Annotated in this window: 30 protein-coding genes; 13 read left to right on the forward strand and 17 right to left on the reverse strand. The window is 71.1% G+C overall.

From position 1 onward, the window contains the following. Positions 1-117 precede the first annotated feature (117 nt). The 12 genes from ABZ906_RS42760 (at position 118) to ABZ906_RS42815 (ending at position 11,838) form a co-directional block, all read left to right on the forward strand. Positions 118-744 carry a hypothetical protein gene (locus ABZ906_RS42760; protein WP_361392228.1) on the forward strand — a complete coding sequence of 209 codons (627 nt, stop codon included), beginning with the start codon at positions 118-120 and terminating at the stop codon, positions 742-744. Between the two features lie 230 nt (positions 745-974). Then, positions 975-1,634 carry an ATP/GTP-binding protein gene (locus ABZ906_RS42765; RefSeq protein ID WP_361392231.1) on the forward strand — a complete coding sequence of 220 codons (660 nt, stop codon included), beginning with the start codon at positions 975-977 and terminating at the stop codon, positions 1,632-1,634. Between the two features lie 16 nt (positions 1,635-1,650). Beyond that, positions 1,651-2,343: an SAF domain-containing protein gene (locus ABZ906_RS42770; RefSeq protein ID WP_361392234.1), complete on the forward strand. Its 693-nt coding sequence runs from the start codon at positions 1,651-1,653 to the stop codon at positions 2,341-2,343. A gap of 6 nt (positions 2,344-2,349) precedes the next feature. Then, entirely contained in the window at positions 2,350-3,273 is a 924-nt protein-coding gene (locus tag ABZ906_RS42775) for a hypothetical protein (RefSeq protein ID WP_361392237.1), read from the forward strand. Further along, entirely contained in the window at positions 3,266-4,801 is a 1,536-nt protein-coding gene (locus ABZ906_RS42780) for an ATPase, T2SS/T4P/T4SS family (protein ID WP_361392240.1), read from the forward strand. Before ABZ906_RS42775 ends, ABZ906_RS42780 begins: the two co-directional genes overlap by 8 nt. Further along, a complete protein-coding gene (locus ABZ906_RS42785; protein ID WP_361392243.1) occupies positions 4,798-5,769 on the forward strand; it encodes a type II secretion system F family protein in 972 nt (323 codons plus the stop codon). The genes ABZ906_RS42780 and ABZ906_RS42785 overlap by 4 nt, the downstream gene beginning before the upstream one ends. After that, positions 5,766-6,686, forward strand: a complete 921-nt coding sequence (locus tag ABZ906_RS42790; RefSeq protein ID WP_361392246.1) for a hypothetical protein — start codon at positions 5,766-5,768, stop codon at positions 6,684-6,686. Before ABZ906_RS42785 ends, ABZ906_RS42790 begins: the two co-directional genes overlap by 4 nt. A 50-nt stretch (positions 6,687-6,736) precedes the next feature. Continuing rightward, the gene (locus tag ABZ906_RS42795; RefSeq protein ID WP_361392249.1) at positions 6,737-6,958 is read left to right on the forward strand and encodes a hypothetical protein; all 222 of its coding nucleotides are present in this window, start codon (positions 6,737-6,739) and stop codon (positions 6,956-6,958) included. Next, complete coding sequence (locus ABZ906_RS42800) at positions 6,955-7,368, forward strand: TadE family protein (protein WP_361392252.1); 414 nt, start codon at positions 6,955-6,957, stop codon at positions 7,366-7,368. The genes ABZ906_RS42795 and ABZ906_RS42800 overlap by 4 nt, the downstream gene beginning before the upstream one ends. A gap of 5 nt (positions 7,369-7,373) precedes the next feature. Next, positions 7,374-7,910 carry a hypothetical protein gene (locus ABZ906_RS42805; protein WP_361392255.1) on the forward strand — a complete coding sequence of 179 codons (537 nt, stop codon included), beginning with the start codon at positions 7,374-7,376 and terminating at the stop codon, positions 7,908-7,910. Then, positions 7,907-8,359 (forward strand): pilus assembly protein TadG-related protein, encoded by a 453-nt coding sequence (locus ABZ906_RS42810; RefSeq protein ID WP_361392257.1) that lies wholly within the window; start codon positions 7,907-7,909, stop codon positions 8,357-8,359. Before ABZ906_RS42805 ends, ABZ906_RS42810 begins: the two co-directional genes overlap by 4 nt. Before the next feature lie 2 nt (positions 8,360-8,361). Beyond that, positions 8,362-11,838 carry a LysM peptidoglycan-binding domain-containing protein gene (locus ABZ906_RS42815; RefSeq protein ID WP_361392260.1) on the forward strand — a complete coding sequence of 1,159 codons (3,477 nt, stop codon included), beginning with the start codon at positions 8,362-8,364 and terminating at the stop codon, positions 11,836-11,838. A gap of 379 nt (positions 11,839-12,217) precedes the next feature. Here the strand turns inward: ABZ906_RS42815 and ABZ906_RS42820 are convergent, their stop codons facing one another. The 4 genes from ABZ906_RS42820 to ABZ906_RS42835 form a co-directional block, all read right to left on the reverse strand. Continuing rightward, entirely contained in the window at positions 12,218-12,670 is a 453-nt protein-coding gene (locus ABZ906_RS42820) for a hypothetical protein (RefSeq protein ID WP_361392263.1), read from the reverse strand. 113 nt (positions 12,671-12,783) lie between these two features. Beyond that, entirely contained in the window at positions 12,784-14,604 is a 1,821-nt protein-coding gene (locus ABZ906_RS42825) for a DUF2637 domain-containing protein (protein ID WP_361392266.1), read from the reverse strand. A 261-nt stretch (positions 14,605-14,865) separates the two neighbouring features. After that, the gene (locus tag ABZ906_RS42830) at positions 14,866-15,933 is read right to left on the reverse strand and encodes a ParB/RepB/Spo0J family partition protein (protein ID WP_361392269.1); all 1,068 of its coding nucleotides are present in this window, start codon (positions 15,931-15,933) and stop codon (positions 14,866-14,868) included. Beyond that, on the reverse strand, positions 15,930-17,207 hold the full coding sequence (locus ABZ906_RS42835) for a ParA family protein (RefSeq protein ID WP_361392272.1): 1,278 nt from the start codon (positions 17,205-17,207) through the stop codon (positions 15,930-15,932). The genes ABZ906_RS42830 and ABZ906_RS42835 overlap by 4 nt, the downstream gene beginning before the upstream one ends. Positions 17,208-17,426: 219 nt before the next feature. Here ABZ906_RS42835 and ABZ906_RS42840 point away from each other — a divergent pair, with 219 nt between their 5' ends. Next, complete coding sequence (locus ABZ906_RS42840; protein ID WP_361392275.1) at positions 17,427-18,047, forward strand: hypothetical protein; 621 nt, start codon at positions 17,427-17,429, stop codon at positions 18,045-18,047. A 691-nt stretch (positions 18,048-18,738) separates the two neighbouring features. On the opposite strand, the gene ABZ906_RS42845 is transcribed toward ABZ906_RS42840, so the two are convergent. The 13 genes from ABZ906_RS42845 to ABZ906_RS42905 all read right to left on the reverse strand — a co-directional run bounded on the left by ABZ906_RS42845 (position 18,739) and on the right by ABZ906_RS42905 (position 26,416). Continuing rightward, positions 18,739-19,134 (reverse strand): hypothetical protein, encoded by a 396-nt coding sequence (locus tag ABZ906_RS42845; protein WP_361392278.1) that lies wholly within the window; start codon positions 19,132-19,134, stop codon positions 18,739-18,741. Further along, positions 19,104-19,703, reverse strand: a complete 600-nt coding sequence (locus ABZ906_RS42850; RefSeq protein WP_361392281.1) for a hypothetical protein — start codon at positions 19,701-19,703, stop codon at positions 19,104-19,106. The genes ABZ906_RS42845 and ABZ906_RS42850 overlap by 31 nt, the downstream gene beginning before the upstream one ends. Before the next feature lie 62 nt (positions 19,704-19,765). Next, on the reverse strand, positions 19,766-20,482 hold the full coding sequence (locus ABZ906_RS42855; RefSeq protein WP_361392284.1) for a hypothetical protein: 717 nt from the start codon (positions 20,480-20,482) through the stop codon (positions 19,766-19,768). A 10-nt stretch (positions 20,483-20,492) separates the two neighbouring features. Then, entirely contained in the window at positions 20,493-20,981 is a 489-nt protein-coding gene (locus tag ABZ906_RS42860; protein ID WP_361392287.1) for a hypothetical protein, read from the reverse strand. Between the two features lies 1 nt (position 20,982). Continuing rightward, a complete protein-coding gene (locus ABZ906_RS42865; protein WP_361392290.1) occupies positions 20,983-21,816 on the reverse strand; it encodes a histone-like nucleoid-structuring protein Lsr2 in 834 nt (277 codons plus the stop codon). Between the two features lie 2 nt (positions 21,817-21,818). Next, positions 21,819-22,379: a WhiB family transcriptional regulator gene (locus ABZ906_RS42870; RefSeq protein ID WP_361392293.1), complete on the reverse strand. Its 561-nt coding sequence runs from the start codon at positions 22,377-22,379 to the stop codon at positions 21,819-21,821. Next, complete coding sequence (locus ABZ906_RS42875; RefSeq protein WP_361392296.1) at positions 22,376-22,837, reverse strand: hypothetical protein; 462 nt, start codon at positions 22,835-22,837, stop codon at positions 22,376-22,378. Before ABZ906_RS42875 ends, ABZ906_RS42870 begins: the two co-directional genes overlap by 4 nt. Beyond that, positions 22,834-23,514: a GGDEF domain-containing protein gene (locus ABZ906_RS42880; RefSeq protein ID WP_361392299.1), complete on the reverse strand. Its 681-nt coding sequence runs from the start codon at positions 23,512-23,514 to the stop codon at positions 22,834-22,836. Before ABZ906_RS42880 ends, ABZ906_RS42875 begins: the two co-directional genes overlap by 4 nt. 88 nt (positions 23,515-23,602) lie before the next feature. After that, entirely contained in the window at positions 23,603-23,902 is a 300-nt protein-coding gene (locus tag ABZ906_RS42885) for a hypothetical protein (RefSeq protein WP_361392302.1), read from the reverse strand. A gap of 94 nt (positions 23,903-23,996) precedes the next feature. Continuing rightward, positions 23,997-24,422, reverse strand: a complete 426-nt coding sequence (locus ABZ906_RS42890; protein ID WP_361392304.1) for an NUDIX hydrolase — start codon at positions 24,420-24,422, stop codon at positions 23,997-23,999. Positions 24,423-24,509: 87 nt separating this feature from the next. Then, the gene (locus ABZ906_RS42895) at positions 24,510-25,307 is read right to left on the reverse strand and encodes a hypothetical protein (protein WP_361392307.1); all 798 of its coding nucleotides are present in this window, start codon (positions 25,305-25,307) and stop codon (positions 24,510-24,512) included. A 39-nt stretch (positions 25,308-25,346) separates the two neighbouring features. After that, complete coding sequence (locus tag ABZ906_RS42900) at positions 25,347-25,847, reverse strand: AAA family ATPase (RefSeq protein ID WP_361392310.1); 501 nt, start codon at positions 25,845-25,847, stop codon at positions 25,347-25,349. After that, positions 25,847-26,416: a hypothetical protein gene (locus ABZ906_RS42905; RefSeq protein ID WP_361392313.1), complete on the reverse strand. Its 570-nt coding sequence runs from the start codon at positions 26,414-26,416 to the stop codon at positions 25,847-25,849. Before ABZ906_RS42905 ends, ABZ906_RS42900 begins: the two co-directional genes overlap by 1 nt. Between the last annotated feature and the right edge of the window lie 24 nt (positions 26,417-26,440).

A 26,440-nucleotide genomic window follows, 5' to 3' on the forward strand; every position in this document is an offset into this window, starting at 1 on the left:
TCTGGCCGTCACGCAGATGCATCACCGCAGCTCGAACCAGCCGCGCGCTCCCCATATCGCTTTGCTCCATGACCAGGGAGTGGACCGGCGCAGTATCACGCCGTACGGGGAGACACCGTGACACGAGCAGGTAACCAGCAGGCATATTCCGGTGTTCGCACCAGGAAAAGGCAGCGGGCAGTGGCCCTGATCCTCGCGCTGTGCGCCACTGGCGCGCTCACCGCCTGCAGCAGCGATTCCGGCGCGGACGCCGAGAAGTCCTCCGCCCCGCCGAGCAAGCCGACCGCGGACAAGCCCACCAAGAGCGCGGATCCGCAGGCCGGGGAGAAGAAGGCCGTGCTTGAGGTCTACGAGCGGATGTGGGAGGAGCAGGCCAAGGCGTATGCCAAGGGCTCCATCAAGGGCACGGACCTGAAGAAGTACTCGACCAAGAATGCCCTCGGCCGCGTCATGGGCGACATGTTGGGGATGAAGCAGGCCGGCACCGTGACTAAGGGCGCTCCCTCGCATGCCACCGAGGTCAGGTCTATGGACCTGGGCAAAGAGACCCCTGAAGCGCGCCTGTCCGACTGCATGGACATCAGCGAGTGGAAGACGATCAAGCGCGATTCGGGCGAGGTGCAGCCGCTTCCCTCGGAACAGCCGACGCGCTTCGAGACCACCATCGAGGCACAAAAGTGGGGGAAGAAGTGGATGATCACCGAGTTCAAGCCAAGCGCCGACCCCTGCAAGCCCTCGTCCTGACGTTCCTGGCGGTGGCGTTAGCAGGAGCCGGGCTTCCCGGAGTGGCCTCTGCCGGTGACGGCGACGGTAAGAGCGGCGTCGGACAGGCGTGCGGGCCCGCATCGTGGATCTACGTGTGCCGCAAGGAACCCGGCGGCGGTGGCGGTGGGGGACAGAGCCAGCAGCCTGCAGGCGGGAGCCAAGCGGGGAAGAAGGGCCCGAAGGGCAAGCCGCGCCCGCAAGTGTGCGCCGTGGAGCGGCTGGAACCGCAGCCGCCCAAGAGCGACCCCGTGTGGAAGGGCCACAAGGGGGAGGGCGCCATCTACACCAAGGTCTGTCTCGGGCAGCAAGCCGGCATGGCCATGGGCGCGGGCGCGCTGGGCGCAATCCCCATGACGTTCTGGGCCGCCGAGGCCCCGGCCGTGGACGTGGACCCGGAGCAGTTGGCGCGGGAGGCCGTGGACAAGATGCTGCTGACCGGGCCGAAGATCGCCAGTCCGCGTGCGGCGGGCAAGTACACGGTCGGGGTGCCGATGTGGATGTGGGTGGAGCCCTCCCCCACCACCTTCGGCCCCAATACAGCCTCCGCGACGCTGGCGGGGGTCACGGTGTCGGCGACGGCGAAGGTGTCCTCGATCCGCTGGTCGATGGGCGACGGCAAGTCCGTCACCTGCCGGGGCGCGGGGACCAAGTACAAGGCCTCCTACGGCATGGCCAAGTCCCCCGACTGCGGCCACCAGTACCGCACTGCGTCCAAGGACCGGGCTGACGGCCGGTTCAAGGGCACCGCGACCGCGACGTGGGCGGTGGACTGGCAGGTCACCGGGGGCGGCGGGGAGCAGGGCGCGTTCACCGAGATCCGCGAGAGCGACTTCGAGGTGTCCGTGGGCGAGATGAGAGTCCTCGACTAGGCGGGATGGCAAGGACGTGTTGAAGAGCAGTACGAAGAACAGGGCGACGGTGCCCGCCCCGCCGGCCGGGGATGTGATGCGCCCGGACCTGGACATCATCGATCCGGAGCCGCCGCGCCGGCGACGCCGCTCCTTCATGGTGATCGGTGCGGTGATGGTGCTGGCTGGCGCGATCGGGTTCGCAGGCCTGCTGAACGCCTCGGGTGAGCGCACTGACGTGCTGGCCCTGGCCCGCGATGTGCCCGCCGGGCAGAAGATCTCGGCAGGAGACCTGCGGGCGGTCGCACTGCCGGACGACCCCGGGCTCAAGCCGGTGGCGGCCACCAAGAAGGACACGATCGTGGGGCGGCGGGCTGCATCCGCGCTGTCGGAGGGCTCGCTGCTCACACCCCGCCAGCTCACCGGCAAGGGCGGGCTGCGGCCCGGTGAGGCGCTGGTGGCCGTCGAGGTGAAGCGGGGCATGGCGCCGGTCGACGCCCTGCGGCCCGGCGCCACCGTCAGCCTGGTGACCCGGCCCAAGGAGGGTGAAGTCGTCGGCAAGGAGCCGGCCGAACTCACCGAGGTGACGGGGCGGGTCGTCAAGGTCGGTGCGCCCTCCAGCAGCGGGGATGTGGTGGTGCAGACCGCCGTGCCGGATACGGACAGCGGTGTGGTGGCCTCCGATGCGAGCGCGGGCCGGGTGGCGATCGTGCTGAAGGCCGGGGGCTGAGGCGCGATGTCCGTGATGGTGCTGGCCGGCGGCCACGGGTGCGGTGTCACCGTGTCCTCCCTGGCCCTGGCCCTTTCCAGCGCCCGCCCGTCCCTGCTGATCGAGGCATCCGCGAAGCAGGCCTCAATCCGCTCCGGCTACCGGCAGGGCGCCTGGGGCGGGGAGGTGGGGCTGTGGCATCTGGCCCAGGCCCACCTGCAAAACCAGCTGGCCGAGGCGTTCGAGGCGCATCTGCGGCCGCTGGACGCGCAGGGCAACCGGCTGCTGCTGCCGGGGCTGACCGACCCGACCCAGGCCTCCGCGCTGGCCGGGACGTGGGAGCCGTTGTCACTGCTGTTGCAGGCGATGGACCAGCACGCCGGCTATGACGTGGTGGTCGATGCCGGGCAGGTGGTCGTCGACGGCGGCGGACTGCACCCGGCCCTGTTTCCCGCGGTGCTCGCGCACCGGGCCGACGTAGTGCTGCTGGTGGTGCGCAACTCCCTCACCTCGGTGGCGCAGACCCTGCCGGTGGCGCGGCTGCTCCAGCGGGAGCTGGAGCAGCGGGGCAGCGGCGCGGATGCGCTGCGGCTGCTGGTCATCCAGGAACTGCCCATGTCAGCGGGCGGGTTGCGGACCGATGCGATCGCGCGGCGCTTCGCGGTGCCGGTGGTCGACCTGCTGCCATGGGACACGGCGGCAGGCGCCCTGTTCACCCACGGGTCGCAGCGCCCGGTGAAACTGATGAAGCTCGGGCTGGTCAAGCAGGCGCGTAAGACGGTGCAGGCCATCGGGGTGGAGGTCCATACCCGGCGCCGTGCGCTGGACATGCCTGCGGCGCCGGTGAGTTCGCCGGTGGTGGCCGGAGTCCTGCAGCGGCTGTCCTCGAGCCGGCAGGCGCCGCCCGCACCGGTCCGGGACCCGCGCCTGGGGGTGAGCACTCATGGCTGACCGCCATGTCGAGCCGCCCATGACGAACGGGGCACCGGCACCGGCCCGGTTGCAGGATGTGCTGAGCCAGGCCCTGCGGCCCGCGGCGCCGACCGCCCCCGGAGCCGCGGCGCACACGCTGCGCCCGGCGGTGGCCGTGTCGTCGCCGTCGGCGGTGAGCGTCACCGGACAGGGAGCGCTGCCCGCCTCGCCGCAGGACATCGCCGCGCTGCGCGATGCGGTCAGTGACGACATCGTGGCGGCCGACGACCAGGACCCGCTGCCCAACGAGTCCGCGCGCCGGGAGCGGGCGCGTTCGCTGGTGGCCGAGCGCGTCTCGCGGTGGGCCGTGGAGCAGGCCCGCCGCCAGGCGGCGCTGACCCCGGCGCAGGTCGAGACGCTCGCGCAGGCCGTCTACGACGCGTTGTTCCACGCCGGGCCGCTGCAGAAGTACCTGGACGACCCGGACGTGGAGAACGTTGTCGTGCTGGGCGACGACGTGCAGGTCGACTACTTCAACCGGCCCACGCTCAAGGTGCCGCCGGTCGCCCAGAGCGACGACGAACTGATCGCGCTGATCAACCGGCTGGCCTCCAACTCCGGTCACCGCGAACGGCGGCTGTCCGCGTCCTCGCCGATGGTCAGCTTCCGGCTGCCGGATGGTTCACGTGCCGAGGCCACCACCCTGACCCCGGTCCCGTTTCTGGGCGTGCGCCGCCACCGGGTGCTGGCCTCCAGCCTGGAGCAGCTGCAGGAGTGGGGCACCCTCTCCCCCGCCCTGTCGGCGTTCCTGCACGCGCTGGTCCTGGCGAAGAAGAACGTCCTGTTCGCCGGGGACATGGGCACCGGCAAGACCTCCCTGCTGCGCGCCCTGGCCCAGAAGATCCCCGCAGAAGAACGCGTGGTCACCCTGGAGTCCGACCGCGAACTCTTCCTGGACCAGCATTCCGGCGGCGCCCAGTTCCTGGCGATGGAGTCCCGCGAGTCCAACGGCGAGATGGTCGACGGGCGCCCGGTCGGACAGATCACCGTGGAGGAGATGTTCCCGCACGCACTGCGCATGCTCTCCACCCGCGTGATCGTCGGAGAGGTCCGCGACCGGGAGGCGATCGCGATGCTGCAGGCGATGAGCGCGGGCGGCGCCGGCTCCATGTGCACCCTGCACGCCGCCTACCCCAACCTGGTGCTGCCCCGGCTGGTCACCTTGTGCCGGGGCATGCACCGCGACGACGTCCACGAACTGGTCGGCACGAGCATCAACTTCGTGGTCTACCTCAAGCAGATCAACCAGACGAGAGTCGGCGGGCGGCGCCACCGGTTCGTCTCGCACGTGCTGGAGGTCCAGCCCGGCGAGGGCGGCCACCCTTCCATCCAGGAGATCTTCGCGCCCAGTGGGTCCGACCCGCGCGGGGTGCCGCAGTTGGCGCCGTCCTGCATCACGGAGCTGGAGGGCCTGGCCGGGTTGGACCGGCGCTGGCTGACCGTGCCGCAGTACGGGGCCTGGTCTGCGCCGCTGGACCTGGTGGGCGGTAAGGAGAGTGCGGCATGAGCAGTGACCAGTGGAGTCTGCTCGCCGCGCTGTGCGGCGCGCTCATCACCGGCGGGCTGCTGATCGGCGGGCGCGGTGCCGCCCGGGTGCCGGTGGCCGCGGGCCGGCCGCCGTCGCGGTGGGTGGTGCGCTGGCAGGCCGCGCAGGCCGCGCTGCCCGACGCGTGGGCGCGCCGCTACCGCTACATCGTCATCGCCGCCGGTCTGGCCACGGTGGGGGCGTGGCTGATCTGGGCCCGTCCTGTCCACGGTCTGCTGGCGGGGGTGGGGGTTTTGGGCCTTCCGTGGATCTGGAATCCGGCCGGGACCAGCAGCCGGCAGATCGTGCGCCTGGAGGCGCTGGCGGAGTGGATGCAGCAGCTGGCCGGGGTGCATGAGTCCGGCGGCACCCTGGACAGCGCGATCACCGCGTCGGCGACCCGCGCGCCCCGGGTGATCCGGCCGCAGGTGCGGCTGCTGGCTGCCCGGCTGCGGGTGGGCGCCAACCCAGCCCTGGCGTACAGGCAGTTCGCCGACGCGTTCGCGGACGGCGCCGTCGACAACGCGGTCATGCTCTTCCTCACCCATGCCCAGGACCACGGGCCGGGACTGAGCCGGGCCCTGCAGTCGATGGCCACGCTCACCGAGCAGGAGGCGATCTCGCTGCGCAGCCTGGATGCCAAGCGCGCGCAGGTGCGTACCGGCACCCGCTGGGTGTCGGTCATCTCCCTGGCGATCGCCGCGTACATCCTCACCAACCCCTCCTGGGGCGAGATCTACCGCACCGCTGCGGGCCAGCTGGTGATGCTGCTGCTCGGGGCGATGTTCGCCGGTGCGCTGATGGGCATGCGCAAGCTCGCCCAGTCCAAGCCCGCGCCGCGCCTGCTGGCCCCGCTGGCCGCCGCGCCCGGACTCAGTGATGGCACACCCGGTGCCGTGGGCGGGGCTGCGACACCCGGAACACGTAAGACGAAGGGGGCCCTGCTGTGATCTCGCCCGGAGCCCTGGCGTGCGGCGCCGTCGTCGGCGGAGGTCTGTTCCTGCTGGTACGCGAACTGCTGCCGTCCCGCCCCGACATGGACGCGGTCCTGGACCGGCTGGAGAACACCACCCCTCATCCGGGCCGCGCCACCGCACCCGTCTCCGCGCCGGCGGGCACGCGACGCCCTCGCACGGAGGGGTCGGTGTGGGAGCGGGCCGGGGAACAGATCCTGGCCTCCCACGGCCACCGGCTGTCCGTGCCGCGCGCCGACCTGGAACTGCTGGGCAAGTCGGTGGCCCACCATGTGGGGACCAAGGTCCTCGGTTCGTTGCTGGCCCTGGTGATGGTGCAAGTGGCCGGGCTGTTCCTGGCTCTGGTGGGCTTCGGCCTGTCCTGGGCGCCGCCGTTTCTGGCGTCGATCGTCTTCGCGGGCTACATCTGGTTCGACGCGGATGCCACGGTGCGACGTAAGGCGAAGTCGGCCCGCCTGGAGGTCCGCTACGCCATCGCTTCTTTCCTGGAGCGCGCCCAGCTGGAGCGGGGCGCGAACGTGGGGCCGGAGGCGGCGGTGCAGCGCACCGCCGAGGTCGGCGACCACTGGATCCTGACCCGGATCAGCGCCGCCCTCAAACGCGCCGAGCTCGCGGGCATTCCGCAGTGGGAAGCGCTCAAGCAGCTGGGCGAGCAGCTCGACATCCCCGAACTGGCCGCCCCCGCCGAGAGCTTCAGCCTTGCCGGGGCCGGCGCGTCCATCCAGAAGACCCTGGCAACGCAGGCGCTGCTGCTGCGCCAGCGGCTGCTGACCGACCGCGAGGCCGAGGCGAACAGCGCCTCGGAGCGCCTGGTGGTGCCCGGCACGATTCTGTTCACCGTCGTGCTGATCATGTTCGCGTATCCCGCTTTCAGCGCCCTGACCAGTATCTGACGATCACCACCCCCCGCAGGCCTGCGGGGGAAACGAGGGGAAAGAAGATCATGAGGTTCAACGCACTCGACCGGGCCGCCGTGCGGCTGCACACCGTGTGGCTGACCCGGGTGGAGAAGATGTCCGGCGCCCGCCGGGACGCCGGAATGGAGACCCTGGAGAAGCTGATCCTGGGCGCGGTCGTGCTGGGGGTGGCCGTCGCCTTCGGCACCGTGTTCAAGAGCACGTCCACAACGCTGATCGACCGGTTCAAGGCCGCAGTCGGCGCATGAGATCCGGGATCCGGCGGTGGTGGCGCAGCCGCCTGCAGGCCGGGCGCGGCCCTCGCGGCCAGAGCGGCATCGCCACCCTGGAGTTTTTGATCATCGCGCCCATCCTGCTGTTCATCTCCTGCCTCGTCCTGCAGTTGGGGGTGTTCTTCCTGGCCAGTACCGCCGCGCACACCGCGGCCCGCAAGGGCGCGCAGACCGGCGCCGCCTTCCAGTCCTCGCCCGGGCAGGGGGCGGAGCGGGCGCAGTCCTGGCTGCGTCAGGTCGGGGTGGTCCAGCAGTCACAGGTCAGCACGGCGGGATCGACGGGCGAGCGGGTGCGGGTGACCGTGACGGGACGGGTCATGAACTTCCTGCCGTGGGACCTGCGGATCGAGCGCAGCGCCGAGGACACCGTGGAGACGAACGGATGAGGAGCGTGCACCAGACCCCAAAGCCGCCCGGTCGGGACCGCGTTGCCGTTGTCGGACGGGCAGGCGCACTGCGCGCCGCCCTGACGCGAGCAGCGTGCGCGCGCGGGGGCGGGGAGCGGGGTTCCTACACGCTGGAGGCGGTGCTGTGCCTGACGGTGCTGGTACCGATTCTGGGCATCCTCGCCGCGTTCGGGCTGGCCGGGCTGGGCGACAGCACCGCGGCCAACGCCGCGGCGGCCGCCGCCCGCGCGGCCAGCGCATCCGACGACCCCGACACCGCCCAAGCCCGCGGTCGGCAGGCTGCGTTGAAATCGTTGGGGCAGGCGCAGCGCACCTGCACGAGCTCGGACATCAGCATCGACACCAGCGGCTTTCCATCGCAGCCCGGCGAGGCGGGAACCGTCACGGTGCGCGTGGACTGCACCATCCCGCTGGCCAAGCTGGCCGTTCCGGGGCTGCCCGGTTCCAAGACCCTTACCGCCACCCGGCACAGCGCGGTCGACCGGTACGTGGCCCGGGCCGGCGAGGGGGACGGCCAATGAAGATCAAGGCGCGCCTGTCCGCCCGGTACGGCGCCCGGCGGCAGAGTGAACGGGGGTCGGTGACCCTGTACTTCCTCGGCTTCGCCATTGTCATGATCGGCCTGCTGGCACTGCTCGTGGACGGCGGCCGGCTCCTGATGGCGTCCGCCGACGCGGAGGACATCGCCGCCGAGGCGGCCCGCAGCGCCGGGCAGGAGATCAACGGCCCCGATGCGATCACCGGTGAGGGCACCCGCGCCGACCCGCAGAAGGCCGTCGCCACCGCACAGGCCTTCCTGGCCGATGCCGGGGTGCAGGGCACCGTGGCCATCGCCGAGGACGGGCAGAGCATCGACATCACCGTCCGCGACACCTACCAGACCCTGCTGCTGGGCGGATTCGGCTACTCCAGCATGCCCGTGACCGCGCACGCCGACGTCACGCTCGAACGAACCGACCCCGGAGCCTGAGCATGCCCCACCCCTCCCCCGGCCACCCGGCTCTCGCCCGGCGCCTGCTGCGCGCCGCCGGCAGCCTCGCCGCCCTCGTCCTGCTCCTGGCGGGGGTGCCCTGGGTGCTGGCCGCCGCCGGAACCCTGCCCGGCGGTATCCCCACCGGTGGGGACATCGGTGATGCGCTGATGTCGCCCGACGACGGGCACCTGCTGCTGACCGTCCTGACCCTGGTCGCCTGGATGTTGTGGGGGTGGTTCGCGCTGGGGGTGCTCGCCGAGCTGCCCGGCCTGGTGCGGCGGCGCCGCCCGGCCCGCAGGCGGCGTCTGCTGGGTGCGCCGCAGCGGCTGGCCGGGTTCCTCCTGGGCGGGCTGCTGATACTGCCCGCCGGTACCGCGATGGCCGCCCCGGCTCCGGCGCTCGCCGCTACCGCGCCCGTTCAGCCCGTCCAGCCGGATGTGCACGCCGGCGACTCCGCCGATGACGCCGGCCGTTCGGCCCCTGCGGCTGCGGCTGCCGCTGCCGCTGCCGGGGGGCCGGTGCATGTGGTGGGCGAGACCGGCGAAACGGTGTGGGACCTGGCGGTGGAGTATCTCGGCTCGGGTTCCCGCGCCCACCAGATCCGCACCCTCAACCCCCACCTGCCCGATACGGCGCTGCTGCCGCCGGGGCTGGCGGTGCAGCTGCCCCCGGACGCCCGTACCCCGACCCCGCCTGCGCCGGCCGAGGCGCCCACGAAGGCGGCACCACAAGTGCAACTGGCCGCCGACGCGCAGCCGATCAGCGCCGCCGCGGATGCCGCGGACAGCAAGACGGAGGCCGAAGAGCAGGAACGCACGCACACGGTTAAGGCCGGAGAATCGCTGTCCAGCATCGCCGAGGAGGAGACCGGCGACGCCGGCCGGTGGCCGCAGCTGTATGAAGCCAGCAAAGACACGGATCAGCCCGGTTCGACGCCCCGCTTGAGCGATCCCGACCTCATCTACCCCGGCCAGCAGATCACCGTCCCGGCCACCGGAGCACCCAAGGCCCCGCACGGAGACCGGGACGAGCAGCCCGACCGTGCGGAAGATGCGCCCGGCGAGGACGAGAAGGACGCGCCCCACCGGGACACGGGCAAGGACCAGGACGGCGACAAGGACCGGGGCGGTCCGGCGGGCGGCGCCGACAAGCCCGCCGAATCGGCCAAGCCGACGCCGTCCCCCGCTCCGGACGGCACGGACCAGCCGTCGACGGCCCCGCCGACCGACCCCGACCGGGATACGCCCAGCGCGCCCGCGAGCCCCGCGCCATCCGACCCGGCCGCACCTGCGGCCGGTGACGGGGAATCCTCCAGCGCGCTCAACACCCGCACCATCGGGGTGCTGGCCTCGCTGGCGGCCGCGGTGACACTGGCCCTGTCGGTGCGCCGCATCCTGCAGCGCCGCCGCGCCAAGCCCGGCGAGCTCATCGCCATGCCCGAGGAAATCTCCCCGGCCGAGGCACAGATGGCGCAGCCGGCCGGGGATGGCGGCCCGTTGCGGCTGGACCGGGCCCTGCGCACGCTGGCCGCCCACACCGCCCGCGAGGGCAAGCCGCTGCCCGAGCTGCGCGGCGCGCGCATCACCGACCACGGGGTGCAGGTCCTGCCCGAGGACCTGCAGGCTGAGCCCGTACCTCCGTTCACCGCCAGTGCCGGGGGCTGGTGGGTGTGTGAGAACGGCGCCGAGCTCCTTAACGAGCAGGACGCGGCGCGGGTCGATGCCCCGTATCCGGGGATGGTCACCATCGGCGCCGACCAGGCGGGGCACCTGGTGCTGCTGAACCTGCCGCAGGCCGGCGTCCTGCTGCTGGACGGTCAGCCGGAACAGGTCGAGGAGGTCCTCACCTCCCTGGCCCTGGAGGCGGGCATGAGCCCGTGGGCCGCCCGGGCGGAGGTCGTCGTGGTCGGCTTCGGCGAGGGACTGAACCAGCTCCTGCCGACCTCCACGATCGCCTACATGCGCGAAAGCGGCCACGTCGCCCGGGACTTCGCCGAACGGCTCCTGGAGGCCCACCAGGAGCGCGAAGAGGCCCGGCCCCCCTACCTCATCCTGTGTGCGTCCGAACTGACCGCGGACAGCGCCTGGCAGATCGCCGAGACGGTCGACAAAGCCGCCGACGTGATGCAGGTGGCGCTGATCGCCCCGGCATCGTCCGCCAGCCTGCTGTTCGAGCAGAGCGAAATGATCGACGCCGGCAGCAGTGAGCCGCAGCGCATCGACCTCCTGGGCACCGACCTCACCCTGCAGCGCCTGGAGCGCGAGAGCGTCGAAGAGATCACCGCCGCGCTGGCCGTGTCCGGGCAGGACGCCCGCCCCGCCGAGGGCGCCTGGCAGCACGTGCCCTCCGAATCCCAGACGGCGCACGCGGCCCGCGCCGCGGCCGCCGCCCACACGGAGCAGACGCCCGCGGCCGTCCGCATCCCCGCCCCCTCCGCCGGTGTCCCGGCCGCGGAGCCTGCGGCTCCCCGGGAGGAGGGCGCGAGTGCCGCGGCCACCGGCGAGGAACTGGGCGTCTTCCCGGCCCTGCTGACGGCCTCGCAGTCCCCCGCAGCCGTCAGCCTGCCCATCCCTCCGGACACACCCCGGGCGGCAAGCACTCCGCCCGCACCCGAGGCTGAAGAGGCCGACGCCGCTCCCGGCCCCTCCCCCGAGCCGGAGCCCGCTCCCGAACAGGCCGACGCGCCCGACCCAGACGCGGCGCCCGGCGTCCCCGCCGCGCTCGACACCCAAGGCGCCCCCTTCATCCGGGTGCTGGGGCCCGTGAGCATCGCCGGTGCCTCCGCCTCCCGGCACGGCACCCGCGAAGCCCAACTGGCCGCGCTGCTGCACCTCAAGCCCGGACGCAGCGCAGACACCCTGTGTACGGACATGGACCCGGCCAGCCCCTGGTCGAACGACACCCTCAACGCACGGCTCGGCGGACTGCGCCGCAGCCTCGGCCAAGACGAGGAGGGCAACTCCTATGTGCCGCGCCGGGCCGTCAAGTCCGACCCCTACGCCCTCTCGGAGAAGGTCTGCTGTGACTGGCACCGCTTCCTCCAGAGCGTCGAAGCGGCCCTCCCCCACGGCCCGGCCCAACTCGGCCGGCTCGAAGCAGCCCTGGATGAGGTCCGCGGACGGCCCTTCGGCACACAGCCGTTGCCCTGGAGCGAGCCGCTGCAACAGGAGATGGTGATGCGGATCGTGAGCGTGGCGCACACCGTGGCCACCTACCGCCTGGCCCCCGGCGCCGGCCACGACCTGACCCTGGCCCGCCGGGCCACCGCCACCGGGCTGGAAGTCGATGACACCGCCGAACTGCTGTATAGGGACTGGTTCCAGGTCGAGGCCGCCGCGGGCAACCGCAGCGGCCTGAATGCGGCGATCTCCCGCCTTGACGAGGTGAACCGGTCGCTGGGGCTTTCCATGGAATTGGAGACCGAGCAGCTCATGCGCAAGCTTCTTGACCAGACCAGCCCGGCCTCAACCAGCTGACCCGGCCCTCCCCCCAGGGGGGCGGCTTCGGCGGATCCCGGTCCGCAGAGATGAAGCTGCCAATCCGGGGGTCCCTGCTGCGCAATGCCTACGGGGGCGGCGTAGTGAGTCCCGCATGCGGCTGTCCGGACAGCGCGTGACGCCGACGTATCGACTGCGCAGCCGTGAAGGCGCAGACGTGTCATCGGTCGGCGTCATCGTGTCATCGGTGCCATCGCCAATGTCATCGGCCGGGGTGATGGGTGTCATCACTCGGCGATCGTCGCCACCGATGACCAACTGATGCACTCATCGTCTGCGCAGTGCGCACAGGAGGGCCGTTGCGCAGTGCGCAGCGCCCCTGCCCACCCAGGGGGCGGCACTTCGCCTGGCTGCGTAGTCAGAGCGACGACACGTCGCGTCGTACGTAAGCGAGGAGTTCGGCCAGTGCCGCCTCATCGGAGACCGGCGGCCGCTGTCGCCAGGCGGTCATCGTTTCGCGGACCGTGGCCGCGGCCGTGCGTGCCTGCGCAGCGAACTGGTCCGGCAGCGCATCGAGCTCCCCGCCATCGCTGTACGCGCCGGTGACGACGACCGGGCCATGCAGGAGGTAGTCGGCCGGCAGCGTCATCCGGCGCCAGACGCAGGCCAGCGTCCACGCCGTGATGTTCGGCGGGAGGCGCAGCCGGGCGCCGCTGCTGTTCAGGTGGAGCACGGTCGAGCGATGGTAGTAGACCGCCTCTGTCTCGCCTCCGACCCGATCGGTCAGTGCCGTGCGCTGCGCAGTCCGATCGCCCGGCAGTTCCACATCGGTCACCGACGCGTCCGCAGCGATGAGCAGTGCGCTGGTCATCGTCTCTCCCTCCCCTTGCTGTCGTGTGCGCAGTGCGCAGCGAACCGGTGGCTGCTGTGCAGCGATGGGTGGTGCGCAGCGGACCGATGGCCGGCCGTTCCGGGGCGCTGCGGTTACCCGGTGACCGATGACCAGTCGACGAGGGACGGGGCGATCGCCTGGCGACGGCGCCGGAAGTCGTCGATCCGTCCGGCCATCCACTCCGTGGTGATCGGCTTGTTGTGCAGGCCCCGGATGCCGCGTCCGTCGACCTCGGCGAGCAGGGCATCAAGGCCGGGTTCGGTGTCACTGGCCTCGTACATCTCGGCCCACACCGCGTAGGTGCGGAATTCCAGCTGGTAGCGGCCGACCGCAGCGGCTTTCACCGGCCGGCCTTGCGGGTTGGTGATGCCCTGCTCGGCAAGGTGCGCGGCCAGTTCCTCGCGGCTCGGCTCGCGCCCGTGGCTGTGCAGGAAGCTCTCGTAGCCGAGGTAGTAGCGATCCACGGCGGTTGGCTGTTCTTGGTGCGGGGCCGGCTCGTGCGGGGGCGGGCCGTCGCCCGCGTCTGGCTCGTGCTGTTCCTCCAGACGACCGGACGCAGCGGGGTGCTGCACCTCCGGCTCGGCTGCGGGGCGCGGGGCGGGTACGCCTGCGGCCTCGTCCAGGACGTGGCCGGAGTCCGGGGGCAAGAGCTCGTCCTGCTCCAGGCGGGCGGTCTCCGCGTGGAGGTCCTGCTGATAGCGCTGCTGCAGTCCCGGCAGGAGGGGGGCCAGCGTCTGCTCGTCCAGCGGGCCGCCGCCGCGGCCGGTCACGCCGTACACGTCCAGCAGGAACAGGCCGAACTGCCGGGCGTTGGGATAGTCGCCGAGCTCGGCGACGTAGGCGCAGTACGCGAAGTAGTACTGCTCGTCTTCGAGTTGTGCCGTGGGCCGGGTCTGCGCACTAAACCAAGGGCTCGCCGCCGGCTGGTCCTCTCCCCCGTGACCGGTGTCCTCGGTGTCGTCCGCGTACGTCTGCTCTATCGCTGCCATGTCCGCGTTCGCGCTGTCGACGTGCGGGGCTTGCCGCTGCGCACCCTCGGCTCGGGGTGCGGGGACGCTGCGCGGTCCGTGGGTGTCGAGCCGTGCGCTGCCGCCGGCGGGCTGCGAGTCTGCCGGGTCCTTGCTCAGACTCAACGGCGGGTGCTGGGCCGGGCTGGGGGTCGTGTCCTCGCGCTCCCCCCACTCCACCTCAACCTCGTCCGCCGTCCGCGGTTGCGACCGCAGCGGGAGCGATGCGGGTTCGATCCCCGCCGCGGCGAGGCCCGCCGGAGCGGTCTCCGCAAGCGGTACGCCGAACCGCGCCAGGCGCAGCGGCATCAGCGACTCGACCGGGGCCTTGCGGCGCCAGGAGCGGCCGAAGCGGGCCTGGAGGCGGGCCTGGTAGATCAGGCGGTCCTGCTCCAGCTTGATGACCTGCTCGTAGGAACGCAGCTCCCACAGCTTCATCCGGCGCCACAGCTTGAACGTCGGCACGGGCGAGAGCAGCCAGCGCGTGAGCCGGACACCCTCCATGTGCTTGTCCGCCGTGATGTCAGCGATCCGGCCCACCGCATGGCGCGCAGCCTCCACGGCCACCACGAACAGGACCGGGATGACGGCGTGCATGCCCACGCCCAGCGGGTCCGGCCAGGCGGCGGCGCCGTTGAAGGCGATCGTCGCCGCCGTCAGGAGCCACGCCGTCTGACGAAGGAGCGGGAAGGGAATGCGGATCCACGTCAGCAGGAGGTCGAGGGCCAGCAGGACGCAGATACCCGCGTCGATACCGATGGGGAAGACCACCGAGAAGCCGCCGAAGCCCTTCTTCTCGGCCAGCTCGCGCACGGCCGCGTACGACCCCGCGAAACCGATACCGGCGATGACGACCGCACCGGCGACGACCACGCCGATCAGGATCCGATGAGTCCGACCGAGCACAACCGGCGCCCCTCCCCTAGCCGCACTCACGTACTGCCGCCCCTCCTCCGTTGCTGCCCTCACACCTGAGTGGATTTCACGATCTCACGTTGCGTGGCGGGTTGGATCAGTTCGGTGGCTGAGCGCCGGTATTCCTCAACGAAAGCGATCGCCTCAAGTGATCGCTTCCAGCGCTCTGGGAGGACCGAGTCAGCCGCGGGACCCCACCAGCCGTGCGGCGCCCCGCTCCCCCACTCCCTGGGAACGGGGCCGCGCCACAAGTCAGTTGTCGTCTTCGGCGATCATCAACTTGCGTAGTGACTGGTAGTCCTCCGGTGTCATCCAGTGCTGCATGGTCTTGTGCACTGACCGGTAGTCCCTCCAAGGCATCATGCCGACTGTGACGACGTCGGGCAGCCGCTCACGGTGCGTCGGGCCCTCGTGTTCCCCCGTGTTGCTGTCGCCGTCAAACGGTTCGCCACTGACGGGCGCCCGGCCGCCCTTCCGCGAAGTGCGGCTACTCCCGGAGGACGCCGCTTCTCTGCTCGGGCCGTCGTCCTCTATTACGGCGTAATAGTCCTTGCTCTTGGTGCCCGGCTTGCCTTGAGTGCGTCGCCTCTCTGTCTTCTCCGCCTCTTCAGCCGCCCTCTGCTTCTTAAGCTCGTCCAGCGCCTTCTGCTGCTCGCCGTGGGGCTTCTTGCCCACAGCCCGCAGGAGGTCAACGGGTTCGTCCTTGCGCTCCAGGCTCTCCTGTAGCTCGGGAGTCAGGCCCAGCAGGGCCAGGCGCTGAGAAACCCAGCCCTGCGACCGGTGCAGCCGCTTGGCCAACTTGCTCTGTGTGCCGTGGATGACGAGCAGCCGCTGGAGGGCGCGGGCTTCATCCATCGGTTCGAGCGCCGCACGGTGCACATTGGCGACCAGAGCCGACTCAAGAAGCTCCTCCTCGGTGCTGCCCTGGGTGTCGTCGACCATCACCTTCAGCTCGGCGACGCCGGCCTCACGGGCGGCCCATAGGCGGCTGCTGCCGTCGACAACCACGTGCGTGGCGCCGTCCTCCAGCTTGTCCGCCCTAGCAGGGTTCGCCGCCACGTAGGCGTCACGGTTCATGACCGTGACAGCCTGCTTCTGTCCGTGGTCCCGGAGGCTTGCGCCCAGCTCGGTCAGGTCCCCGTACTCGGTTCGCGGGTTGTCGGGGTTGGGGCTGATGCGGCCGACGGGAAGTGCGGTCGGATCGGGCACTCCTTCGGTGGGCACGCCCGTCGCTGCCCCCACGGCCTTTCGGCGGTCGCTGACGGGACGGGCCCGGCCGAAGGACGCCCCGGTGCCCAGCTGTTCAGACATCTTGCTCACGGCAGCTCCCTTGCCAGTGCGCGCATGGTGATGGCCTGCTCGCCGCCCGGCGCGTAGGTCAGCAGCGGCTGCTTCATGCGGACCGCCTTGCGCTGGTCGCCTAGGTCGCCGATGACAGCGACGACCCGCGGGTCCTTTATGGCGATCCACGCGTCGAGCGAGGAGGTGGCGATGTATCCGCGGCGCGGGTCGTAGAGGTTGACGACGATGCCCAAGTAGTCGAGCTCGATGCCCATGTCGTCGCGGAGGTCTTCGATCTGCTCGGTCAGCAGGTCGTAAGCGTCGGCGCTGCTGTCCTCGGCCTGCACGATGATGAGTGGTCCGGAGACGCCGGTGTCTTCCTGATCGCGACGCCGCCCGTAGTAGATCGCGGCGTCCATGCTCAGTCCCAGGCTGGGAGGGCAGTCGATGATGATCTCGTCGTAGTCGGCTTCCAGCGGTGCCAGGGCCCGCTCAAGGGCTGCTTCGCGGAAGCGGACCTTGGACAGGGCGACGTCCAGGAGGAAGGCATCCTTACAGCCCGGCAGCAAGTCCAATCGGCCGCCGTACCGCTCGTCCTCAAGCGTGACGACCAGATCGCGGATGTCGCCCTTGGCTTCACCGGACATGAACTTGCTGAGGCTGTCCACGTCGGGGGCCATCCGGATCTCCTCCTGCCCCAGCTGCTTGGTCAGGTGTCGCTGCGGGTCGAAGTCGACCAACAGGACACGCCGCCCCAGACCGGGCAGTTCCTCCACCTTCAGCTCCGTCTTGTGCGGTCTGCGCTTGCCTTCCTCGGTGAGGGCGGCGGCCTCTTGGGCGGCGACCATGTCAGCGAGGTGTCGGGAGATCCGCACGGGGTGCAGCGAGTCAGGGTCCTCGGCGAGCGCTGAGCCGAGCCCCGAGGTGACGGCGGTCTTGCCGACGCCGCCCTTCTGGTTGCAGACGATGCGACGCTTGGGGTGCGTGCGACGCTGCACGGCGGGGGGCGGGTTGCTGTCGATCCATAGCTGCACTGACTGGGCGAGTCCCTGGATCAGCGAGAGCCTTCGGTCCTTGGCGACCTGAGTGAAGGCGGGCCACAGTCCCGTGGGAAGCAAGGTGGAGAAGGGGGCCGCGCCAGCGGTATCGATGGTCGGGGGCGCGGCGGCGAGGTTCATCCAGGCGGTGGCGCCCTGCTCTACCGCGTCCTGGACGTCGATCCTGTGCTGGGCGGCTCGGATCTTCAGATCGTGCCGTAGTTGGCTGGGGAGTTTGGAGACGACCTTCTCGCGGTCGTTGGATGGCGAGCTCATGGAAGGAACCTTACTAACGCCAGTCACCCCATAGAGACTTCGACACGTTAGTTTTCACGCCTCTTGTCCTGCCTCTGCGATGTCCGGGCAGTCTCGGAGATCTCCGGGCAAGTTAGCTGACGTCTCAGTCGTCTCCGGGCACCTCAGGTCATCGCGGCACGGGTGACCGCACCACGAAACCACCGCCCGTCACCGATCCGAACATCGCACAATGCGGGGATGCAGAACTCCGTGATCACGGCGTCAGGCGCCCTCTTAGCGGCGCTCATCGGTCTCTCCGGCGCGCTCTGGGCGACCATCAGCAACCAACGAAAGCAGCAACAGGCACAGCGCGACACCTGGAGACACGACCGCCGCAAGGACGCCTACTTGGCCTACGTCGACGCAGCGCGGGCGTTCATACCCGTAACTGAGGAACTGTTCCGCGCCGAGGAACGCGACTCCGTCGCCCATCAGACCAACGGCGCCGATCTGGAAACCGAGACTCTAGAGGAGACGATCACCTGGGCGGACACACTCTGGACGCCCTTCCCGGCCGAGCCCAGTGCAGCCTGGCGCAAGAGGGCACCCAAGCGACTGCACGCGTTGACCACCGCGTTCGATCGCATTGACCTGGAGGGGCCGTCGGACGTCATCGCCCCCGGGCTCGCGATCATTGAGTCAGCACACCGCCTGATCGAGGGCTCCGAGCTCTTCGCCAAGGAAGCTGAGCAGGAAGCCCCTGAGGGCGGCAGCGCAACCGAAATGGATTTTCTGCGCGTCGAGGTCCACCGCTACAGGATGCTCTGCGGCGAGTTCCGCAAGCAGGCCAAGAAGGCGCTGGATCTCGCAGATAGCTGAGGCATATGCCCCAAGTCGGCATGCCCGGAGTCAGCCAAGACGGACACAAGCTGAACCGTCTCACTGATCTCCGGGCACCGCAGGTCACCGACTCGCACTACCCCGATTTACCTGAGACAGGACACCTCTCGACTATTACGCCGTAATAGCTTCGCCCCGGCAGCACCATCGTCGCTCCAAGGGCATTACGACGTAATAGTCTCGCCATCGTTGCGGTATCTGACGACATCGAGTCGAGCGGCGCTGTCCGTTCTCACTCAACCCAGTCGACCGCGATCCGCTGACCTGGGCGGACAAACTTCGGTGAGACGCCTGCCCGACGAGTATCACGCCAACCCTCGCGCGTTGGCCTGCAGCGACTGGATTGAGTGAGACGGATCGCGGTCGAATCGGTTCAGCGAGACGGGACAGGCGCCAGGCTGAGCCCGTCGGATATGCCGAGCACGCCAGGCACTTACACCCCACGGCTGTTGAGGTGGGACACCCGTTGTCCCACCTCAAGCGCTCTGAGGCACGCCGCCCTGGTGACCAAGACCTATCAGCGGCACCGCAGAACAGAACGGGGGCTTCCTGCCTGCCGAACGCGCACCCGTCACTATCGATCGGGAGTCGGGCACTGCACAGAAACGCAAAAGGGCGGCCCGCGTCGCCCGGATCGAGGTCCGGGCGACGCGGGCCGCCTCGAGGGTGCTCAGGTACTCAGATCGATGCCGACGGGCAGGTGGCTTCCGGTGACGGCGTGAGTGAGGAGCCGGTAGGGCTCGGCCCATGCGCCGTGGATGCGGGCCCTGGTGCAGTGCAGTGTGGCGGTCAGGGCGGTCTGTGTGTCGGGGTGGATGAGGACCAGGGCGAGGGGATCGGCGCCGGACTCTTCTCCGGCGAGCGGCCGTCCGCGCTCCAGGCCGTGCTTGCCGATCCGTACGGCGACGTCGCCGCGGCCGGTCCAGGGGGCCGGTTGCCGGCGGGCGGTGAGCATGGCGGTGAACTCTGCGACGGCCTTGTGGTCGCCGGGGTGCAGGGGGCCGGTTCCGTGGCCGCAGCGGCGGAAGCGGGCGGTCACGGGCGCGGTCGCCGGGTGTGCAGCCATGTGCCGAGCCGGCGGCGGAGCGAGCCGCGTTCCTCGCTCTCCTCGATGGCGTCGGCGAGCAGCTTCTCCAGCTTTTGCATGTGCTCTTCGGCGAACCACGCGGGTTGGTAGTCCTCGCCGCGGCAGACCGGGCACGAGTGTCCGTGGCCGTCGAACTCGTGCCACGGCGGGCAGCCGAGGTCTTTGCAGGTCGGCAGGGTGGGGTCCTCGCCGATGCCGGAGCAGTACGGACAGCGGGTGGCGCGGTAGTCGATGGGGGCGCCGTGGTGGAGGTCGGTGTGGAGCTGGGCCAGGCCGCGGATGCCCAGCTCGCGCAGCAGGGCGTCGGCGGGGAGGACTTGGCGGTCGATGCCGGTGTCGTGGTGCTCGGCGAGCATCTGTGCGGCGGTGCACCAGGCGAGGGTGGAACGGTCGACCGGAGCGGAGTGGCTGCTGGCCCACGGATCGGTGGGGTCGGGTGGGGCTGCGGTCGGCGGGGGAGGCGCGGTGAGCGGGAGGCCGTGGGCAGCGAGCTGGGCGGTGACGTCGGTGATGCGTTGGGTGAATTGATCGAAGGCGGTGGTGGGCATCGGACCTCTCATTCGACGGGGCCGCCGGGACCGGGTGGTCCCGGCGGCCGGGCGGGTGGGGGTCAGCTGGTGGCCGGGGTGAGGGCGGCCCTGTGGCTGTCGCGGTGCGCGCTTTGCGCCGGTTCGGCGAGGACGCGGAGGGTGTGCGGCTCATCGACCCGGCCGCAGGCGCTGCACACCACGGCGTAGTTGCGGCGGCCGGCGCAGCCGGAGTCCGGGTCGCGGGGCTTGCCGGAGGGGCGGACCGGGTCGGTGCATTCGGTGCCGTCCGGGTGCAGCGGAATGATCTTCACGCTGATGCGGGCCATGGGGGTCGTCTCCTGTTCGGGGTCGGGGAAGGGCAGTTGGTGATGCAGGGGTGTGGGGGCGCGGCCCGGGGCGGGGCGTGGTGGGGTGGGTGGCTCGGTGCGGGTGAGCGCGGTCTCGGGGAGGAGTCCGTGCTGTCCGGCGGCGGCCGCGCGGCGGGCGAGGGTGATCGAGCGGGTGACCCGGTGGTGTCCGTGGTCGATGCGCAGGTGGCAGAGCTGGCAGGCGGCGAGCAGGTTGGCTTCGCGCACGTCTTCGGGGGTGTGGTTGAGGTGGGCGGTGGTGAGGCAGACCAGGGATCCGGTGTCGGGGTGGGTCTCCTCGTGGACGGCGGGGCAGCGGCCGCCGGGGTGCGTCAGGCCGCAGTGGCCCGTGCACTCGCAGCGGCCGTCTGCCCGCTCGAACCGGATCCGCGCGCTGATCTCGTTCCAGTCGTGCGGATAGCGGTGCAGGTTCTCGGGGCGGATGGGCATAGCGGCTGCGCTACTCGCCGCCGGCGGCCGGGCGCTGCTCGAACCTCTCGATCAGTTTGCCCAGCGTTCCCGGATCACCGGCGGTTCCGACCCAGACCCCGGCTTCGGTCCACACCGGCACCTCACCGGGGTTCTCGGTATCGAACCAGCAGACGTAGGGCCCGTGCCGCTCAAGGTGACCGGTGGCGGTCGGCTCGGACGGCACGGGGGCGGGCTCCAGCAGGGCGAGCGTGATGACGACCAGCATCATCGGTTCGTCCGGTGTGCGGGGCAGCCGGAGGTGGCCGGTGACGCGGAGTTCGTCGCCGGGCCCCAGCTCGTGAATGGCCTGGTGCGCGAGCTGCGGGTCGGTGACGCTGCACGGCATGATCATCTCGTCCGCGCGCTCGTCCGTGGGGGAGACGGTGAGGCGGAACCGTGCCGTGCAGTCGTGCGGGTCGCCGGGCACGGCCGGCTCTTCCACGAACCCGTCCAGGCAGATCTCGTCGTCGGCGGCCATGTCAGCCGGCCTTCCGGACCGGCGTCTGGTGGGCGGCGTCATACGCCGCCAGGATCGATTTGGCGATCATGCCCGCGTCGGCGACCTGGTGGCCGTTGGCGCGCGCCCACGTCCGGATGGCGGCGAGCTCCTCCCGGGTGCGGCCGCTGCCCAGGCCCGCCCGGATCGGGGTGGGCGCGGTGGCAGGCGCTGTGGTGGCGCGGGTGCCGGTCTTCACATTGCGCAAGTGCTCCTGCGCGCTTTCCAGTTCGGCCTTGGCCTTGGCGACCTTGTCTTCGGCCTCGCGCTGTGCCGCCTCGCTGTCGCGGCGGTCGGTCAGCTCGGACAGGTCGGCGGTGATGCGGGCGGCGCGGTTACGGACCGAGGCGGCCGGGTGCGCAGTCGCCCAGGCAAGCAGCTCCTGGAAGTCGGCGGAGGCGGCCGGCGTGACCGGCTTGATGTCCGGGGCGTCGGCGGCCTCGCCGGGCAGTCCGAGGACCTGCTCGGCGATGAGGTCGCCGAGCTCGGTCTTGCTCAGGCCGGTGGCCTGGCAGATCACCTGCTCGGTGTCGCCGTTGTTGTGCATCGAGATGGCCATGGCCTCGTGCGCGGACAGGGCCGGGTCGGGGGTGTTCGTCATGGTGGGTGCGTCTCCGGTTTCCGGGATGAGGGGGAGCAGGGCGGTCAGGGTCGTTTCGTCGGTGGGCAGCCCCAGGACGTCCAGGAGCAGCGCCATGTCGTCCTTGTCGTGGGAGCGGCGGGCGGTGGCCCGGGCTGCGGCGGCGAGCTGCTGCGTCGAAGTCGGGTCGAGCGGCAGAGACTCGGCTTCGAGGGCTTCGGTCCAGTCGTTGAACACGGCTACGCGGCCTTGCCGTTGACGGCCAGCTGCAGCACGCGCCGGTTGGCCGCCGCCTGCTGGGGGGTGATCGGTTCCTTCCAGCGGTCGTACGGTTCGGGCCGGGTGGGGTTGAGTTCGAGCTCCAGCCGGGCGAGGGCCAGTTCGCGGACGGTCGGCGGCATGCTGCGTGCCGCGCGCTGCTTCTCCCGCTGGCGGCGGTCCTGTTCGGCGACGACGCCGATCCAGTCCTCGCCGAGGCGGTCGGTGAGCTGCGCGAGCAGTTGCTTGCGGTCGCGGGCGGTGGTCGCCGCCCACACCCCGGTCTTCGTCAGGTCGGGGTTGGCCAGCGCCCACTTCAGGCAGCCGGTGACGATGGGGCAGCCGGAGCAGGCGCGCTTGGCCTTGATGAGCACCTTTTCCCGGGCGTGGGAGTCGTCTTCGGTGTTGTGGACGTCCTCGATGGCGAACAGGGCGGGTTCCGTGCGGCAGCGCAGGCGCTGGTCGGTGTGGGGGAAGGGGATCCGGTCGTCGGCTGAGATAAGGGTCGGCGCGTTGGGGACGCCGCTGCGGTGGCCGCTCATGAGGTGCCCTCCGGGGAGAGATGGGGGAGCTGGAGGCGGATCTGGTTCACGAGGTCCTGCGTCGGGCGCCACGGTCCGAGCCGGCCGTGCAGCCACGGGATGGGCAGCGCGAGTTCCTGGACGTCGGTGAGGACCAGGTGGAACGCGCCCGGCTGCGCCCATGGCGAGCACGGGGCGGTGTTGGCGGCGTCCTGGTGGCAGTCGGCGAGGCGGGCGACGCCGAGGACGGCGCGGGTGTGCAGGGTGCGGCCGCGGATCGCGGTGGCGACCAGCGGGTCGCGCAGCGGGGCCCGTTCGGTGGTCTGCCCGGCGTGCAGCAGCAGCCAGCCGCGCCAGGACCAGGGGGCCGGGCGGTTTTCCACGTTCTTCCCGGCGAGGATGCAGGTCGTCCAGGGCTGGCGGATCGTGATGCCCCTGATCCAGGTGCCCGGGTCTGCGGTGGCGGGGGGCTGGTTCATGCCGCCCGTCCCCGGATGCTGGTGCCCGGCCGTCCGGCACGGCGGCCGTTGATGGACGGCACGGCGGCGTGCTGCGGCCCGGCGAGGACCGCACGACCGGTGTGCTTGCCCGCATACATGGCGGCATCGGCGGCGCGCTGGAGCAGTCCCAGGTCGCGGGTGTCGAGGAGGTCGGGGCAGGCGGCGCCGATCGACGCGGAGACGTCGACCAGGAGACCGTCGTCGGCTTCCACCGGCTGCGCGAGCAGCTGCATGAGCTGGGCGAGGCGGAGTTCGCGGCGGGCGGGTGCGGTCCGGACCGCTGCGGCGAACTCGTCGCCGCCCAGACGTCCGACGGCGCCGCGGCTGCCGGCCCAGGCGGTGATCCGGTTCGCGGTGGCGGCCAGGATGCGGTCACCGGCGGCGTGCCCGCCGGGGCCGTCGTTGATCTCCTTGAAGTGGTCCAGGTCGACCAGGACCACCAGGGCATGATCTCCGTACCGGTCGGTGATCTGCCGGGCTTTGGCGGTGTAGCCGTCTCGTCCGAGCAGACCGGTGAGCGGGTCGCGGCGGGCGGCGGCGAGCTTGCGGTGCAGCGTGAGCGCGTGCACGGTCCAGCCGGTGAGCGGTACGGCGAGCGTGGTGAGGAACAGGGAACGTGGCCCGATCGGGGCCTGACGGCGCGCGGTGGAGGCCATACTGGTGACTCCCTCTCGTCTTGTACGGGACGGGTGGCCCGAGGCAGGCGTCGGTTACCAGGCCGTTTGCGTCTGCCTCGGGGCGTATCTACAGCTCGTAGGACCTCTTGCTGGTCCAGCTGAACGGGTTGGTCCAGGGGCCGGCCGTCGCCGCCGCCCAGTCCAGCTCCCAGCCGTCGCGCACTCCGCGCGCTCCCCAACCTCCTTCCTGACGGCCGGGGTTCTTGAGTCCGGCCCGCTGTGCGGCAAGGGCCGCGTCGTAGGCCAGGTGGGCGCGGGTCAGGGCCTCGCTGCGCGAGGTGGCCTGGCCGGTGAACACGTGCAGCCCGTGCATGCCGGTGGTGTCGTGTATCGGGACGTCCACCTCGAAGAGCGTCGGGTGTGCCATGACGGTCCCTCTCCTTCCTGTGCTGGTCGTGGCGGAACACCGCGACCGCCCCGGCGGTGGGCCGGGGCGGCACGGAGAAGCGCCGCGTCCGTGGTCAGCGGTTCCTGGCAGCGGCCACGATCTCGGCGTGGTCGAATGCGAGGTCCGGGAGCATGTCCAGGGGCCACCAGCGGGCGGAAGCGGCATCGGTGCCTGCTGTCGGCTGGATCAGCGAGGGCAGCGTGGCGGTGTAGGCGACGCTGACGTACCGGCCGCGCGGGTCGCGGCCGGGGGCGTCGAAGGTGCGCACCAGCCTGAGGTCGGCGGCCGGGACGGTGATCCCGGTCTCCTCCTGCAGTTCGCGGGCACCAGCGGCCCGGCTGGTCTCTCCGCTGTCCACATGGCCACCGGGCAGGGCCCAACGGCCCTCGAAGGGGGCCCACTTCCGCTCGATCAGCAGGATGTGGCGGGCGGCGAGCAGGACGACGTCGGCGGTGAGGCGGATCGGCTTGTCGGGGGTTTCGGTCGTGGTGGCGGGCATCGGGTGCCTCCTGGTCTCGAAGGGAATGAAGCAGGCCGCCCCGGCCGGTGGGCCGGGGCGGCGCGGGGGATTGATCGGGGTGTGCGCTCAGCCCGTGACGGGGGCCGGGGTGTCGAGTCCGGCACCGAGCAGCAGGCCACGCACGGACTGCTCGTACTCGCCCGAGCAGATCCGGTCGTGCATGAGCTGACCGGCGGCCAGGCAGCGGGCCCGCAGCTGGATCATGGCGACGGCATGCGAGGTGGCTCCGGCCACGGTCGCGGCCTGCCCGGCGGCGTTCCCGGCGAGTTGGGTGGCCGCTTGGAGGCCGGCCGAACGGCGGGAGCATTGCGCCCGCCGGAAAGCCCAGGAGCTCAGGGCGTGGGTGTGCTCGACCCGCTTCTCCCACACTGTGTAGATGTGGCGCGTGCGCTGGGGGTCGGCGGCCCACTGATCGGCCCACTGCCGGGCCAGGTCGGGCAGGTGGGCCAGGACCTGGAGGACCTGCGCGCCACGGTGCCCGAACACCTTCCAGCCGTCGGTCTCCGCCACAACGCGGATCTGGTGGGACATCAGCCAGTACGGGTAGTGGTGACCGCCCCAGTTGCCGGTCTCGCCGAGCGGCTCGACGACGAACAGCCGCACCGGCCAGCCGTCCTCGATGCGTTCCAGGATCTCGCCGGGCCGGGTGTACGAGTGAAAGTAGCTGAACGGCTTGTCCGTGTACCACATCTGGCCGGGGCTGGGGTGGTCGACGATCTGGCCGATGTGGTCGGCGAGGTTGACGGTCGGGATCGTCTCGCCCCGGCCGCTGCAGGAGCGGGCAAGGTAGATGTCGGTGGGCGGGACGGTGCCGTCGGGCCGGGTCGCCATGTAATGGACGACGGTCCGGGCGCTGCGTGCCACGGGTTCCTCCAGGTCGGGTCGGTGCGCAGGTGCGCGAGGTCAGCGGCGGGTTCCCTGCTGCAGGGCGCCGGAGGTGGCCGGGAGTTCGGACACCAGGTGCACCGCAGCGAAGCCCTCGCGGTGGAGCTGGTCGGCGTCGGGCAGCAGTTGGTGGTGCTCGCGCACGATGTGCAGCGGGACCACGCGGTCGCGGCCCGCGTTCCGGGCTTCCACTGTCGGCAGCGGAACGTCGAACAGGACGGCAACGGCGGGCCGCCTCCAGTAGCGGGCGCGGGCGAGCAGCCCGGCCCTGACGTGCGGGAGCACGTTGGTGGAGTCCACCACCACGATCAGGGCCCGGGAGAGCCGGGCGTCCAGGAGCAGATTCTGGATCTCGGCGGCGACCGGGGTGGCGGACTGGTCGGCCTCACAGTCGGTAGCCAGGCGCCGGTAGACGTCCAGGCACACGCGCCAACTGTCTGGGTATCGGGCAGCGAAGGTCGACTTGCCGCTGCCCGGCGGGCCGATCAGAGCGCAGAGGGCGCCGGCGGGGAGGTCCATCAGAGCCGTCCGGCGGTGCGGGCACGAGCCGGGCCGCGCAACTCGTCCACGCGGGTGGCGGACTGCTCGGCCAGCTGGGCGAGGTGGGTGATCCGGCTGGCCTTGTCGGCGACGGGTTCGCCGCGGATGAGGTCGGCGTCGAAGCGGGCGGTCAGCCGGGCCAGCTCCTGGGCATGCCGGGCGAGCTGTTCCATCTCCCGTCCGACCGGGTCGGGGTGCGGAGCGGACGGTTGGGGGAGCGGCTGGTCGATCAGCCGTCGTACGACGACGGCGAGGGCGTCGGCGACGGCGTCCAGGTCGCCGTCGGCGAGCCAGCCGTCGATGCCGTCGTGGCCCGCCAGGTCGGGGGTGTACTTCGCGTGGCACTCGCGGGCGGGGGCGGTCGCCGCCGTGGTGGTGAAGATGATCCGGTTGTTGTTCCGGTCCGGGTAGATAGTGAGGGTGCGGTCGGCGGTGCGGGTGAAGTTAACAGGCCAGTCGAGGATGTTGGGCGGGGTCCACTCGCTTCCGGCGCTCTGAGCGACGATCTCGATGAAGCGTTCGGGGGCCTGCGCGGCCGGGTGTTGCATGGGGGCCTCCTGATGGTGACTGCG

This window comes from Streptomyces sp. NPDC046925, from assembly GCF_040644915.1.
Lineage (GTDB): Bacteria > Actinomycetota > Actinomycetes > Streptomycetales > Streptomycetaceae > Streptomyces.

Excerpts from the sequence above, each read along its gene's own strand:
- ABZ906_RS42905 (WP_361392313.1), bottom strand. The coding sequence starts at position 26,416 with ATGCAACACCCGGCCGCGCAGGCCCCCGAACGCTTCATCGAGATCGTC.
- ABZ906_RS42885 (WP_361392302.1), bottom strand. The coding sequence starts at position 23,902 with ATGGCACACCCGACGCTCTTCGAGGTGGACGTCCCGATACACGACACC.
- ABZ906_RS42850 (WP_361392281.1), bottom strand. The coding sequence starts at position 19,703 with ATGCCCACCACCGCCTTCGATCAATTCACCCAACGCATCACCGACGTC.
- ABZ906_RS42780 (WP_361392240.1), top strand. The coding sequence starts at position 3,266 with ATGGCTGACCGCCATGTCGAGCCGCCCATGACGAACGGGGCACCGGCA.
- ABZ906_RS42775 (WP_361392237.1), top strand. The coding sequence starts at position 2,350 with ATGTCCGTGATGGTGCTGGCCGGCGGCCACGGGTGCGGTGTCACCGTG.
- ABZ906_RS42810 (WP_361392257.1), top strand. The coding sequence starts at position 7,907 with ATGAAGATCAAGGCGCGCCTGTCCGCCCGGTACGGCGCCCGGCGGCAG.
- ABZ906_RS42820 (WP_361392263.1), bottom strand. The coding sequence starts at position 12,670 with ATGACCAGCGCACTGCTCATCGCTGCGGACGCGTCGGTGACCGATGTG.
- ABZ906_RS42835 (WP_361392272.1), bottom strand. The coding sequence starts at position 17,207 with ATGAGCTCGCCATCCAACGACCGCGAGAAGGTCGTCTCCAAACTCCCC.
- ABZ906_RS42845 (WP_361392278.1), bottom strand. The coding sequence starts at position 19,134 with ATGGCTGCACACCCGGCGACCGCGCCCGTGACCGCCCGCTTCCGCCGC.
- ABZ906_RS42890 (WP_361392304.1), bottom strand. The coding sequence starts at position 24,422 with ATGCCCGCCACCACGACCGAAACCCCCGACAAGCCGATCCGCCTCACC.
- ABZ906_RS42880 (WP_361392299.1), bottom strand. The coding sequence starts at position 23,514 with ATGGCCTCCACCGCGCGCCGTCAGGCCCCGATCGGGCCACGTTCCCTG.
- ABZ906_RS42795 (WP_361392249.1), top strand. The coding sequence starts at position 6,737 with ATGAGGTTCAACGCACTCGACCGGGCCGCCGTGCGGCTGCACACCGTG.
- ABZ906_RS42870 (WP_361392293.1), bottom strand. The coding sequence starts at position 22,379 with ATGAGCGGCCACCGCAGCGGCGTCCCCAACGCGCCGACCCTTATCTCA.
- ABZ906_RS42840 (WP_361392275.1), top strand. The coding sequence starts at position 17,427 with ATGCAGAACTCCGTGATCACGGCGTCAGGCGCCCTCTTAGCGGCGCTC.
- ABZ906_RS42800 (WP_361392252.1), top strand. The coding sequence starts at position 6,955 with ATGAGATCCGGGATCCGGCGGTGGTGGCGCAGCCGCCTGCAGGCCGGG.
- ABZ906_RS42815 (WP_361392260.1), top strand. The coding sequence starts at position 8,362 with ATGCCCCACCCCTCCCCCGGCCACCCGGCTCTCGCCCGGCGCCTGCTG.
- ABZ906_RS42900 (WP_361392310.1), bottom strand. The coding sequence starts at position 25,847 with ATGGACCTCCCCGCCGGCGCCCTCTGCGCTCTGATCGGCCCGCCGGGC.
- ABZ906_RS42875 (WP_361392296.1), bottom strand. The coding sequence starts at position 22,837 with ATGAACCAGCCCCCCGCCACCGCAGACCCGGGCACCTGGATCAGGGGC.
- ABZ906_RS42860 (WP_361392287.1), bottom strand. The coding sequence starts at position 20,981 with ATGGCCGCCGACGACGAGATCTGCCTGGACGGGTTCGTGGAAGAGCCG.
- ABZ906_RS42785 (WP_361392243.1), top strand. The coding sequence starts at position 4,798 with ATGAGCAGTGACCAGTGGAGTCTGCTCGCCGCGCTGTGCGGCGCGCTC.
- ABZ906_RS42855 (WP_361392284.1), bottom strand. The coding sequence starts at position 20,482 with ATGCCCATCCGCCCCGAGAACCTGCACCGCTATCCGCACGACTGGAAC.